This is a genomic window from Mycobacterium sp. C31M (assembly GCF_053345865.1).
In genome coordinates, this window is the sequence record NZ_JBKFAX010000007.1 from 205,654 (window position 1) to 217,820 (window position 12,167).

12 protein-coding genes are annotated in these 12,167 nt (G+C 68.3%); 3 read left to right on the forward strand and 9 right to left on the reverse strand.

Annotated elements, in window-relative coordinates:
* Positions 1 to 25: 25 nt before the first annotated feature.
* Entirely contained in the window at positions 26 to 1,105 is a 1,080-nt protein-coding gene (locus ACLBYA_RS13095; RefSeq protein WP_447709835.1) for an NAD(P)H-dependent amine dehydrogenase family protein, read from the forward strand.
* On the opposite strand, the gene ACLBYA_RS13100 is transcribed toward ACLBYA_RS13095, so the two are convergent.
* Genes ACLBYA_RS13100 through ACLBYA_RS13135 form a run of 8 tightly spaced genes read right to left on the reverse strand, consistent with a single transcriptional unit; the run spans position 1,089 to position 7,950 of the window.
* Positions 1,089 to 1,925, reverse strand: a complete 837-nt coding sequence (locus tag ACLBYA_RS13100; RefSeq protein WP_447709836.1) for a DegV family protein — start codon at positions 1,923 to 1,925, stop codon at positions 1,089 to 1,091. The genes ACLBYA_RS13095 and ACLBYA_RS13100 overlap by 17 nt on opposite strands.
* Positions 1,922 to 2,665, reverse strand: coding sequence for a diglucosylglycerate octanoyltransferase (gene octT / locus ACLBYA_RS13105; RefSeq protein ID WP_447709837.1), 744 nt, complete (start codon positions 2,663 to 2,665; stop codon positions 1,922 to 1,924). The genes ACLBYA_RS13100 and octT overlap by 4 nt, the downstream gene beginning before the upstream one ends.
* Positions 2,655 to 3,311, reverse strand: coding sequence for a glucosyl-3-phosphoglycerate phosphatase (gpgP, locus tag ACLBYA_RS13110; RefSeq protein WP_447709838.1), 657 nt, complete (start codon positions 3,309 to 3,311; stop codon positions 2,655 to 2,657). Before gpgP ends, octT begins: the two co-directional genes overlap by 11 nt.
* Positions 3,308 to 3,676 carry a ribosome silencing factor gene (gene rsfS, locus ACLBYA_RS13115; protein ID WP_447709839.1) on the reverse strand — a complete coding sequence of 123 codons (369 nt, stop codon included), beginning with the start codon at positions 3,674 to 3,676 and terminating at the stop codon, positions 3,308 to 3,310. The genes gpgP and rsfS overlap by 4 nt, the downstream gene beginning before the upstream one ends.
* Positions 3,673 to 4,287 (reverse strand): nicotinate-nucleotide adenylyltransferase, encoded by a 615-nt coding sequence (gene nadD / locus ACLBYA_RS13120; RefSeq protein WP_447709908.1) that lies wholly within the window; start codon positions 4,285 to 4,287, stop codon positions 3,673 to 3,675. Before nadD ends, rsfS begins: the two co-directional genes overlap by 4 nt.
* Before the next feature lie 51 nt (positions 4,288 to 4,338).
* Positions 4,339 to 5,793 carry a vWA domain-containing protein gene (locus tag ACLBYA_RS13125; RefSeq protein ID WP_447709909.1) on the reverse strand — a complete coding sequence of 485 codons (1,455 nt, stop codon included), beginning with the start codon at positions 5,791 to 5,793 and terminating at the stop codon, positions 4,339 to 4,341.
* A complete protein-coding gene (locus ACLBYA_RS13130) occupies positions 5,790 to 6,689 on the reverse strand; it encodes an AAA family ATPase (protein ID WP_447709840.1) in 900 nt (299 codons plus the stop codon). Before ACLBYA_RS13130 ends, ACLBYA_RS13125 begins: the two co-directional genes overlap by 4 nt.
* A 22-nt stretch (positions 6,690 to 6,711) precedes the next feature.
* On the reverse strand, positions 6,712 to 7,950 hold the full coding sequence (locus ACLBYA_RS13135) for a glutamate-5-semialdehyde dehydrogenase (protein WP_447709841.1): 1,239 nt from the start codon (positions 7,948 to 7,950) through the stop codon (positions 6,712 to 6,714).
* Positions 7,951 to 8,006: 56 nt separating this feature from the next.
* On the opposite strand from ACLBYA_RS13135, the gene ACLBYA_RS13140 reads away from it, so the two are divergent.
* On the forward strand, positions 8,007 to 8,825 hold the full coding sequence (locus ACLBYA_RS13140; protein ID WP_447709842.1) for a ribokinase: 819 nt from the start codon (positions 8,007 to 8,009) through the stop codon (positions 8,823 to 8,825).
* A gap of 32 nt (positions 8,826 to 8,857) precedes the next feature.
* A complete protein-coding gene (locus tag ACLBYA_RS13145; RefSeq protein ID WP_447709843.1) occupies positions 8,858 to 9,670 on the forward strand; it encodes an enoyl-CoA hydratase/isomerase family protein in 813 nt (270 codons plus the stop codon).
* On the opposite strand, the gene ACLBYA_RS13150 is transcribed toward ACLBYA_RS13145, so the two are convergent.
* Complete coding sequence (locus ACLBYA_RS13150) at positions 9,665 to 12,130, reverse strand: S15 peptidase family protein (protein ID WP_447709844.1); 2,466 nt, start codon at positions 12,128 to 12,130, stop codon at positions 9,665 to 9,667. The two genes, ACLBYA_RS13145 and ACLBYA_RS13150, sit on opposite strands and share 6 nt — an antisense overlap.
* Positions 12,131 to 12,167: the final 37 nt, after the last annotated feature.

Below are 12,167 nucleotides of genomic sequence, written 5' to 3' on the forward strand. Positions count from 1 at the left end.
AACACCCTGCGAATAGTGTTCACGCATGGCTGACCCAACCCCCGTCGCTTCGCTCGCCCCCGCGCCCCTTCGCATCATCCAGTGGACCACCGGCAACATCGGCAGACGGTCGCTGCACGCCATCATCGGCCGCGACGACATGGAACTCGTCGGCGTCTTTGCCCACGGCGCGGACAAGGTCGGTGTCGATGCCGCCGACCTGTCCGGTTGGCCCCACCCGACCGGGATCACGGCCACCGATGACATCGAAGCGCTGATCGCCCTGAAACCGGACGCCTGCTGTTACAACCCGTTGTGGCCCAGCGTCGACGAACTCGTCGCGCTACTGGAGTCGGGGATCAACGTCTGCTCCAGCGCGGCCTGGATCACCGGCGGCAAGCAGACACCGGAAGATCTCGACCGCATCCGAAAGGCCTGCGTCACCGGCAGTTCCACCATCTTCGGCAGCGGGGCCCATCCGGGTATTACGAACATGGTCGGCATGGTGCTGTCGGGTTCCTGCGAACGGGTGGACGAGATCCGGATCACCGAATCGGTGGACTGCTCCACGTACGAATCCGCCGGAACCCAGACCGCGATGGGATTCTCGCAGGACCCCGACACCCCGGGCCTGGCCGAGAGTGTGCGTCGCGAAAGCGAGGTGTTCGCCGAATCGGCGGCGATGATGGCCGATGCCATCGGCGCCACCCTGGACCGGATGACCTTCGACGTCACGTTCACGCCCGCGACCGGCGACACCGACCTGGGATTCATGCAGATTCCGAAGGGCACTGTGGGCGGGGTGTACGGGTATCACCGCGGCTGGGTGGGCGAGCGCAACGTCGTCAGCGTCGGATTCAACTGGACCATGGGCGATCACGTGCAACCGCCGAAACCCCTTGAGCACGGCCATGTCATCCAGGTGTTCGGGTTACCCAATATGCGAACCGTGCTGCATTGCCTGCCGCCCAAGGACTGGACCGAACCGGGTTTCATGGGCCTCGGCATGATCTACACCGCGCTGCCGGTCACCAATGCCGTACCGGCCGTTGTCGCCGCGGCACCGGGCATCGCCACCCTCAAGGATCTGCCGCCGGTCACCGGCCGGTTCAGTCCGCGAGGCTGATACACGCCCCGACCGCGCCGGCGCCGACGTGTACGGCCAGCACCGCACCCATATCGGTGACGGTGAGCGATTCCAACTGCGGCAGCCGCGCCGTCAGCGCGGCACCAAGTTCGGCCGCTGCATCATGATTGTCGACGTGGTGGACGCTGATCGACGCCGGCCGCTCGCCCACCACTGCGGCGATCGAATCTACCATGGCGGCATGGGCTTTCGACACGGTACGGACGCGCTGAGCGAGCACCAGCCGGCCGTCGACGTCGAGATGCAGCAGCGGTTTGAGCGCCAGCGCGGTGCCCAACCAGGACGCGCCCTTACCGATCCGGCCGCTGCGCCGCAGGTTGTCCAGCCGGTGCACGACGATGAACACCTGGCCACGCGGGATCGCGGCGCGGGCGGCCGCCTCCACGGCGTCGAGTTCGGCACCGTCGGCGGCTGCACGGGCCGCGGCCTGCGCGACAAACCCCACCCCCATCGCCGCCGAGCGCGAATTGACCACCCGGACAGCCGAACCGAACTCCCGGGCCGCCGCGGCTGCGGTCGAGTAGGTGCTCGACAGCGCCGCGGACAGGTGCACCGCGACCACACCGTCACCGTCGCTGTCGACCAGCGCCTCCCGGTAGGCCGCAGCCAGATCGGCGGGTGACGCCCCCGAGGTGGTCACCTGCCCCCGCTCATGGATGTCATAGGGGATCTCGTCTACGCCGTCACACAGATCCACACCGTCGACAAGCACGTGCAACGGCACCTGCCGGATGGACCATCGATTCAGATCATCGAGGCTCAGTCGCGCCGACGAATCGGTCACCACCTGAACCGTCATGGCAGGAGGCGGCTTTCCGGCTCGTAGGCGCCGGCCTCGGCCAGCCCCTTGAGCATCAGTTCGGCGACGGCGGCATGCGCCTGGAAGTTCCAGTGGATTCCGTCCGGGTTGCCCTGGCCGGCCATCACATACTCGCCGACCGCGGCCTTCAGATCGACCACCGGCACCCGGTGCTCGCCGGCCCACCCGGTGATGGCCTCGACGGTGGCCTCGCGCCAGCGGTGCGAGTTCCCGTAGGTCTCGGCGATGTGCACCGACGGGACGGTGGCCACCACGGGTATTCCGGGTCGGTTGAAATCGATTGCCGCCCTGGTCTGTTCGAGGTACTCCACGCTCAGGTGCGGGGGCAGCGCCGGCCGCGCGATCGGCGACAGCCGGGGCTGCAACCAGCCGTAGCCGTCGCGCGCCCAGCGGCGCAGGAACGGTGGGCGCACATAGCGGATCAACTCACGCAACGCCGTCGGCAGCGGCGAGGGCAACGAATCCATGCCGCAGGTGGCGAAGATGACCGCGCCCGCCCGCGGCAGCGCCGCCCACGATCGTGGGTCCTGGGTGGCCGCCCACCAGACATCGCGACAGGTCCAGCCGATGCGGCCGATCAGTTCGACATCCCAGCCGAGTTGTGCAGCAACGATATTGGGCCAGATCCGCGGATCGTCGGCGGGCAGGCCGCCGGTCGGGCCGTAGTAGGACAGCGAGTCGCAGAAGACGAGCAGCGTCTTGCGCCCCTCAGAGGACATCGTTGGCCACCTGCGCCGAGGCATTCCAGACGTCCAGGCGCCACTTGACGGCCTCGTTGACGATATGGCCGGACAGCTGCGCCCAGCTGGCGTTGCCCATCCCGCCGAGCACCGGCCAATTGTCCACCGGCAGATCCAGCAGCGCGCCAGTGAGCGCGGCGATCAGTCCGCCGTGGGCCACCAGCACCACAGGACGGTCGAAACTATCGACACCCCAATCTGTTTCGGACGCAAGCAGCTCCTCGACCAGCGGTACGCTGCGGGCGGCGACGTCGACTCGACTCTCCCCGCCGTGCGGTGCCCAGCGCGCGTCATCGCGCCATGCCAGCCGGGCGCCGGGGGCCTGGGCGTCCACGTCGATATGGGTCAGGCCCTGCCAATCCCCCAGATGCGTCTCACGGAGCCGCTGATCGACCCGCACCGGCACCCCCGAACGCTCACCGAGCGCGGTGGCGGTGTCCAGTGCCCGGCGTAGATCCGAGGACACAATGGCCACCGGCTGCCGTTTGGCCAGCACCTCGGCCGCGGCCGCCGCCTGATCGCGGCCCAGGTCGGTCAGATCGGTGTCCAGCTGGCCCTGCATCCGGCTGCCGGCATTCCATTCGGTCTGCCCGTGGCGCAACAGGACGAGGCGACGCACGGTCACGCTGGACCCTCCAACTCGACGGGCACCGTCGGGCAGTCACGCCAGAGCCGTTCCAGCGCATAGAACTCGCGTTCCTCGGTGTGCTGGATGTGCACCACGATGTCCACATAGTCCAGCAGGGTCCAGCGCCCCTCCCGGGTGCCCTCGCGACGGGCCGGCTTGTGCCCGGCCTCGCGCATCTTGTCCTCGATCTCATCCACGATCGCGTTGACCTGCCGCTCGTTGGACGCCGAGGCGATCACGAAGCAGTCCGTGATGACCAGCTGTTCGGACACGTCGATGACGACCACGTCATCGGCGAGTTTGTCGGCGGCCGCATGGGCCGCCACGGTGGCCATCTGGACTGCTTCTGTCGTTGCCGTCACGACCGGGCCTCCTGGGCGGTTGAGGTGTACAGATTGCGCTTGGACACGTATTGGACGACGCCGTCGGGCACCAGGTACCAGATGGGCCGCGACTGCTGTGCGCGCAGCCGGCAGTCACTCGACGAGATGGCCAGCGCGGGGACCTCGACGAGGGTCAGCGCATCGGGGGGCAGTTCCTTCATGGCTTCGGCGATGTGTTCGCCGTCCAGTTCGTAGCCGGGCCGGCTCACCCCGACGAAGCGGGCCAGGGAGAACAGCTCCTCCCAGTTCTGCCAGGACAGGATCGAGGCCAGCGCGTCGGCGCCGGTGATGAAGTGCAGGTCCGCGTCGGGGTGCTGGGCGGCCAGGTCGCGCAGGGTGTCCTTGGTGTAGGTGGCGCCACCGCGGTCGATGTCGACGCGGCTGACCGAGAACCGTGGGTTGGCCGCGGTCGCGATGACCGTCATCAGATAGCGGTCCTCGGCGGCGGTGACGTGCCGGTCGCGCTTCTGCCAGGGCTGCCCGGTGGGGACGAAGATCACCTCGTCGAGGTCGAACTGGTCGGCGACCTCGCTGGCCGCCACCAGGTGACCGTGATGTACGGGGTCGAACGTCCCACCCATCACTCCCAACCTGCGCCGTGTAGCCACGAACAGGCAGCTTACGGCAGCGACCGGTGACGCTCAGACGGGCAGCAGCGCGTCGATCACCGAGGCCAGCTGTTTGGCCGACCGGCACTCGTGCATCGGGATCAGGTCCACATACCGCGGCACCGCCGAGTCGCCGCTGCCCCACAGATGCCGGGGCTCGGGATTGAGCCAGTGTGCGTGCCGGCTGGCGTTGACCATCCGGGTCAACAGGTCGGTCTCGGGGTTGCGGTAGTTGTTACGCCCGTCGCCCAGGATCAGCAATGACGACCGCGGCGACAGCACGTTGGGGAAGTTCTGGGTGAACGAGACGAAGGCGTGCCCGTAATCGGAGTGCCCGTCGCGGGTGTAGACGCCGGCCTCCCGGGTGATGCGCTGCACCGCGACGGCCAGGTCGGCCTCCGGCCCGAACATATCGGTGACCTCGTCGGTGGTGTCGATGAAGGCGAACACCCGCACCCGGGAGAACTGCTGGCGCAGCGCGGACACCAGCATCAGGGTGAAGTGGCTGAATCCGGCCACCGAACCGGACACATCACAGAGCACCACGAGCTCCGGGCGTGCCGGATGCGGCTTCTTGAGCACCACATCGATGGGCACCCCGCCGGTCGACATCGATTTGCGCAACGTCTTGCGCAGGTCGATCTCACCGTTGCGGGCCCGGCGCCGCCGCGCGGCCAGCCGGGTCGCCAGGGTGCGGGCCAGCGGTTGGACGGTCTTGCGCATCTGGCGCAGCTGATCACCGGAGGCGCGAAGGAACTCGACGTTCTCGGCCAGCTGCGGCACCCCGTACATCTGGACGTGCTCACGGCCCAACTGCTCGGCGGTGCGCCGCTTGGTCTCCGCCTCCACCATCCGGCGCAGCTGCGAGATGCGCTGGGCCGCCATGGCTTTGGCGATCTCCTCCTGGGTCGGGGTGGGTTCCTCGCCGTACGGGGCGAGCAGTCCGGCCAGTAGTCGGCCCTCCAACTCGTCGAGCGCCATCGCCTTGAGCGCCTGATACGACGAGTACGACGGCCCGCGGCTGGAGTTGTATCGCCCGTACGCCTCGACGATGCGGGCGATCATGGCCGCCAGCCGGTCGTCGAAGTTCTCCAACTCGGCTTCCGAGCCCAGCATGTCGATCAGTGCGTTGCGCATCGCCTCGACATCCGCGGGTGGCATGGCCTGCGGTTCACCCGGTGTGCGTTTGTCGTCCGCCTCGTCGTCGATGACGGTCCGGTCCCCCAGCGCCACCGGCCACCACAGGTCGAACATGGCGTCATAGGTCTCGCGGTGATCCGGGCGCCGCAGCACCGCGCACGCCAGGCCCTCCTTGAGCGCTGAACGGTCGCCAAGTCCGAGCACGTTCATCACCCGGCCGGCGTCGACGGTCTCCGACGGACCCACCGCGATGCCGACCCCGCGCAGCGCCTCGACGAATTCCACCAGGTGTCCGGGGATTCCGTGCGGGGCCAGCGGTTGCGGCGGGCGGGTGCGTCGGGACATCAGTTCAGCCTCAGCTCTCCCGCCGCCTTCTTCTGGTCGGACTGATGCTTGAGCACCACACCCAGCGTCGCTGCGATCAGCTCGTCATCGATGGTGTCCATGCCCAGCGCCAGCACCGTGCGGCCCCAGTCGATGGTCTCGGCGACCGACGGCAGCTTCTTGAGCTGCATCCCGCGCAGCACCCCGATGATGCGCACCAGTTCGGCGGCAATGGTGTCGGGCAGCTCCGGAACCCGCGACAGCAGGATGCGGCGTTCCAGTTCGGCGTCCGGGAAGTCGATGTGCAGGAACAGGCAGCGCCGCTTGAGCGCCTCGGACAGTTCCCGGGTGGCGTTGGAGGTCAGCACCACGAACGGGGCGCGTTGCGCCTTGATGGTGCCCAGTTCCGGCACCGTCACCGCGAAATCGGAGAGCACTTCCAGCAGCAGGCCCTCGATCTCGATATCGGCCTTGTCGGTCTCGTCGATCAACAGCACCGTCGGGTCGGTGCGCCGGATCGCGGTCAGCAGCGGACGGCTGAGCAGGAACTCCTCGCTGAACACGTCATCGCGGGTCTGATCCCAGTCTTCGGCGGCGGCGCCGCCATTTCGGCCTGTGCCCGACTGGATCCGCAGGATCTGCTTGGCGTGGTTCCACTCGTAGAGCGCCCGCGATTCGTCGACGCCCTCGTAGCACTGCAACCGGACCAGTTCGCTGCCGGTGGTCTGCGCGACGGCGCGGGCAAGTTCGGTCTTGCCGACACCGGCGGGTCCCTCGACCAGCAGCGGCTTACCGAGCCGGTCGGCCAGGAAAACGGCCGTGGCGGTGGCCTTGTCGGGCAGGTAACCGGTTTCGGCGAGCCGTTTGGCGACATCGTCGATATCGGCGAACAGCGGAGCCGGGCGGGCGGGAAGACTCACATGCACTCTTTTCGCAAAGGTGTCAGGCCGGCCGGGTCTGGCCGTCACCCCACACGATCCATTTGGTCGAGGTCAGTTCGGGCAGCCCCATCGGGCCGCGGGCGTGCAGTTTCTGGGTGGAGATGCCGATCTCGGCGCCGAACCCGAACTGCTCACCGTCGGTGAATGCGGTGGAGGCGTTGACCATCACCGCGGCGGCGTCCACCTGGCCGGTGAACCGTTGTGCGGCAGCCAGTTCGGTGGTGACGATGGCCTCGGTGTGGCCGGTGCCGTATTCATTGACGTGACTGATGGCGCCGTCGACTCCATCGACGATCTGCACCGCGATGTCCATCGACAGGAATTCCGCGCGCAGTTCTTCCTCGCTGGGGTCCAGATGCACCGTCACACCGGCGTCCTGCAGCGCGGTCACCAGTCGCGGCAGCGCGGTATCGGCGACGGCGCGGTCGACCAGCAGGGTCTCGGCGGCATTGCAGACGCTGGGCCGACGGGTCTTGGCGTTCAACAGGATCCGCTCGGCCACATCCAGATCGGCTGCGGCGTGCACGAATACGTGACAGTTGCCGACGCCCGTCTCGATGGTCGGCACCGTCGCGTCGCGCACCACGGCGTCGATCAGGCCGGCCCCGCCGCGCGGGATCACCACGTCGACCAGACCGCGGGCCTGGATCAGGTGGGTGACGCTGGCCCGGTCCTCGCTGGGCAGCAGCTGCACCGCGTCGGCGGGCACCCCCTCGGCGACCAGCGCCTCACGCAGGGCCCGCACCAACGCTGCGTTGGAACGGGCCGCCGACGAGCTGCCCCGCAGCAGTACCGCGTTACCGGACTTCAGCGTCAGACCGAAGGCGTCGACGGTGACGTTGGGCCGGCCCTCGTAGACGATGCCGACCACACCGAGCGGCACCCGCTGCTGGCGCAGCTGCAGGCCGTTGGGCAGGGTCGATCCGCGCAGCACCTCACCGATCGGGTCGGGCAGCCCGGCGACCTGACGCAGGCCGGCGGCGATCCCGTCTACCCGCTGCGGGTTCAGCGCGAGGCGGTCCAGCATGGCCTCGGCGGTGCCGGCTGCCCGGGCCGCCTCGAGATCCTCGGCATTGGCAGCCAGGATCTCGTGGACCTGGGCCAGCACGGTGTCGGCGGCGGCGTGCAGCACCCGGTTCTTCTCGGCGGTGCTCATGGTGGCCAGCGCGCGGGACGCGGTACGGGCGGCGGCCGCCGCCTCGTGCACCTGCCGTCGCAAATCAAGCACGGGAACGCTCATTGAGCCAGCGTATCGGGCATCCGCCGATCCGGAACGGTCGGGGTTACGGTAGGGCTGTGGCACGGGTATGTGTGGTGGGCAGCGTGAACATGGACATCGTCTTCACCGTCGATACGCTGCCCGGCCCGGGCGCCACCGTGCTGGCGTCCTCGCTGGCGCATTCTCCCGGCGGTAAGGGCGGCAATCAGGCCATCGCGTCGGCCCGCGCCGGAGCCGACACCACCATGATCGCCGCGGTCGGCGAGGACGACGCCGGCGCGTCATTGGTGGCGCACCTCGCGCGCAACGGTGTCGACGTCGCCGGGGTCACCCGGCTGCCGATGCCCAGCGGCACCGCAGGCATCGTCGTCGATGCAGAGGCCGAGAACGTGATCGTTGTCGCGCCGGGCGCCAACGCCCACCTGTTCGTCGATACCCTGCCCGCCGCCGATGTGCTGTTGCTGCAGCTGGAGATTCCGCTGCCCACTGCGTTGGCGGCAGCCCGGATCGCCCGTGCCGCCGGCACGCTGGTGATGCTCAATGCGTCCCCGCTGTCCGCCGATACCGAGCTGTCCGAGCTCGCCGAGGTCACCGACGTCGTGATCGTCAACGAGACCGAAGCACGGCTGTGGCGCTGGCCGGTGGCCGATGTGGTGACCACCCTGGGTGCTCGCGGCGCCCGGCACGGCGAGGTTACGGTGCCCGCCCCGAGCGTGGAGCCGGTGGATACCACCGGTGCCGGTGACGTGTTCGCCGGGGTGCTGGCCGCCGGCTGGCTGGCCGGCCCCGAGCGGGCGCTGCGCCGGGCCTGCGCCGCGGGTGCGTTGGCCACCCTGGTCCCCGGAGCCGGGGACTGCGCGCCGACCGCCGAGGCGATCGACGACGTCTTGAACTGAAAGATCAACAGTTGTCGTTATAGTCACCCACCATGACGGCACGACCGCCCGACGGCGACTGGCTCGGCACCCCGTTCCTGAAGTTCGAGCGCGACGGTCCGTTCGCGGTGGTGACGCTGGACCGGCCGCAGGCGCGCAACGCGATGACCCCGGCCATGTACTTCGGGATCCGCTATGCGGTCAGCCATGTCGAGACCGACCCCGACCTGGCCGGCCTGCTGATCACCGGCACCGGCGACGTGTTCGCGCCCGGCGGCGATCTGGGCGGCGGCGACGGTTCCGACGACTGGATGAAGTGGGGTGCGGCGCTGTCGATGGACGTCACCCCGTTCGAGACGCTGCGCCAGTCGGTCAAACCGGTGGTGTCGGCGGTCAACGGCCTGGCCCAGGGCGGTGGCCTGCAGATCGCGCTGTGCAGCGATATGGCGGTGGTCAGCGACCGCGCCACGTTCCGGGTTCCGGAGCTGTTCCGCGGCATCGCCGATACCTACTACAGCCAGATGCTGGCCCGGCTGATCGGCCCGGTCCGCACCCGGGATCTGATGTTCACCGGCCGGGTGCTCACCGCGGCCGAGGCGTTGGACTGGGGCATGGTGTCGCGGGTGGTTCCCCACGACGAGCTGATCACCGAGTCGAAAGAGGTGCTGGCCCAGGTGTGCCGGACCGCGCCCGGTGCGCGGTCGGTGGTCAAGTCCAGCCTGGACAACTATCTCGGCCTGTTCGACCGCATCGGCATGAAGGCCAGCTACAGCGGGCCCGAGGCGCGGCAGGGTTTCGTCGCGTTCAAGGAGCGCCGCTCGCCGGACTGGGTGCACCCGGACCTGCGTACCGAGGGCCGGCTATGACACCCCGGCCAGCGCCCCGACGCGGTTGCCCATCATCAATGGGATGACGTCGGTGGCGATCGGCAGATCCAGCGAGACGTCCTCGATCCGGATGACGCCATACGCGGTGCCGTTGGCGAATGACGTTGCCGAATCCGTGATTTGGAGTACCAGGTCGTCACCCGGATTGAGCGTGTAGGCCAGCGCCTCCATATCGACGCTCACGGTGTGCCGGCCGCCGTCGAGTCGGACCGGGATGGGTGAGGCGATGTTACCGACCACCAGATTGGTGTTGCGGTCCACGATCTGCGCGAAGACGTGCCTGCTGGTGCCCAGGCCGGAATAGCTGAACGTCAGCTTCGGCGTACCGACGATATAGGTGGTGTCCACCGGATCGGGAACGGGCACGTTCACAGCTTGTCGGGCCGGTGCCGCCAAGGTCAGCCCGAGTGGGAAGGTCCACTTGTTCTGCGGGCCCGACCCGCCCAGCAGCGGCGCGATGATCAGATGACCACCGCCACCGGAGACGACGAGCGGGTCCGGATCGTTGAATCCCGGATCGATCGGCAGGTCGTCGGTGGCATACCAGTTGCCCAGCTGATCAACCCAGGTGAACTTCGGGCCGTCGACCGGCGGCGGTGTCCCGACGGTCTTGTTCTTGACGTAGGTGTCGAGCCAGTTCATCGTCTCGCTGACCAGGAAGGCGCTCTGATCATCGGCGTCACCGGGGTTCAGACAGTCGCCGTGGCCGCCGCAGTACCAGATCATCTTCACCGGCACGCCGTCGGCGATCGCGGCGGCGTTGAGCATCGCCTGCTGCAGCGGGAACAGGGTGTCGACGGTGCCCTGCATGAACAGTGTTGGCGCCGTGATGTTCCCGACGACGGTGGACGGGCTGTTGCGTTGCAGGAAGTCCTGCTGCCCGCCGGTGAGGAACCCGGTGATCGCGCCGGTGATGATGCCGGCGTAGATCTCCGGGTCCAGCCGGGACTCCTGCACCACGAGCGCCAACAGCAGCAGCGACGCCCAGGACGTCTTGAAACTGTTCTGCGGGTACAGCGCACCGGTCAGCGAGTTCCAGGCGATCCCCGGCACGATCGCGTCGATGCGGGTGTCGATCCCCGCCGAGGACAGCTGGATACCGCCGCCGTAGGAACCGCCGACCATACCCACCAACGGATTGGTCCGGCCGGTGGTGCCGGGATCGAAAGCCGTGCCGGCCTGCTGGGACACCCAGGAGATGATGGCCGAGACATCGCGGGCCTCGAACAGTTCCGAATCCAGGTGCATCCGGCCGCCCGAGGCGAATTCGCCGCGCGGATCCCAGGTCACCACGTTGTACTCGGGACGCAATGTCGCCAGCCCGGGCACCAGGCCCAGCACGGTCGTCAGCTGGGTGGGATCGGTGTAGCCGCGGGTCGCCAGGCTGGGCCCGTTCAGGATGGTCGGGGCGGTCTGTCCGGCGGTCAGGCCGATCTTCGGGAAGTAGTTGACGCTGATGCGGGTGCCGTCGAAGGAGGTGATGTCGGTGGTGAAGGCGATCGGGTCGCCGCCGAGGTACTGGTCCATCACAATCCGGATATCGGTGCGCTGTGCAGTACCGATGATCGGGGTCAGCAAGGTTCCCACGATCGGAACCTGGTGCAGGCGAACGACGATCGGTGCGACGAAGTACTTGAGGATGGGGATGGTCTCAAGGAACTGTACGAATCCGGACTTCTGCATGGTGAGCACCCGGAACTGGTCGTAGCCCCACGGCTGGAACTGCGTCGAGTTGGGTAGGAAGGTGAAGCTGCCGGTGGCATTGTCGAAGGTGACCTTGCCGCCGGTCGCGGGCTTGCCGATCACCGCATACGAGTTCTTGGGATCGGTGGCGCCGTTGGTTGCGGTGATGACGCCGTCGACAACGCCGACGGTCGGTGCGTAGCCTCCCGCCGATTCGGCCGCGAGGTCGCGGCGACTCGCGGTGGGCAGCGCCGGCGGGGTCGGCAACTGCAGCGGCGCATCCTGACCGTCGGCGGGCCCTGCGGTGTCGACCGGGTCGACGACCGCGTTGAGCCGGACAGGCTCGGGGTCGTCGATCCGGTCGATCACCGGATCCTGTTGCCGGACCGCCGTTTCCGCGTCGGCCTCAGCATCGGCTTGCTCATCGTCGCGCTCACGCGCCGTGACGGCGCGCACTGAGAGCCTGGTGGCCCCGGCGGCGGCATCGTCGTCCTCGTTCTCGGGCTCCGAGTCACGGGAGCTCTTCGGAACCGCCGACTGCCGGTCACCGTCGTCATCGGGCGCGGTGCCCTCAGGACCCGATGTGGCCGCACTCCCGGCACCGGTCGAGGAGCCCTCCGACGAGGATGACGAGGAGCTCGGTGCGCCGGTGTCCTCGTCCGCCCAGGCCGCTCCTGCGCCGGCGAACACCGCGACCCCGACACCCAGCGCGACCGCGAGGCCGCCCACCCGACCGACGAATCTGGCAGCGCCCATCATCGACTCCTGACACACCCGTAAATTCCGATAGGCT

Bases quoted from the DNA above. Each gene is read 5' to 3' on its own strand.
- ACLBYA_RS13145 (WP_447709843.1), top strand. From the start codon at position 8,858: ATGACGGCACGACCGCCCGACGGCGACTGGCTCGGCACCCCGTTCCTG.
- ACLBYA_RS13100 (WP_447709836.1), bottom strand. From the start codon at position 1,925: ATGACGGTTCAGGTGGTGACCGATTCGTCGGCGCGACTGAGCCTCGAT.
- ACLBYA_RS13095 (WP_447709835.1), top strand. From the start codon at position 26: ATGGCTGACCCAACCCCCGTCGCTTCGCTCGCCCCCGCGCCCCTTCGC.
- octT (WP_447709837.1), bottom strand. From the start codon at position 2,665: ATGTCCTCTGAGGGGCGCAAGACGCTGCTCGTCTTCTGCGACTCGCTG.
- ACLBYA_RS13150 (WP_447709844.1), bottom strand. From the start codon at position 12,130: ATGGGCGCTGCCAGATTCGTCGGTCGGGTGGGCGGCCTCGCGGTCGCG.
- ACLBYA_RS13135 (WP_447709841.1), bottom strand. From the start codon at position 7,950: ATGAGCGTTCCCGTGCTTGATTTGCGACGGCAGGTGCACGAGGCGGCG.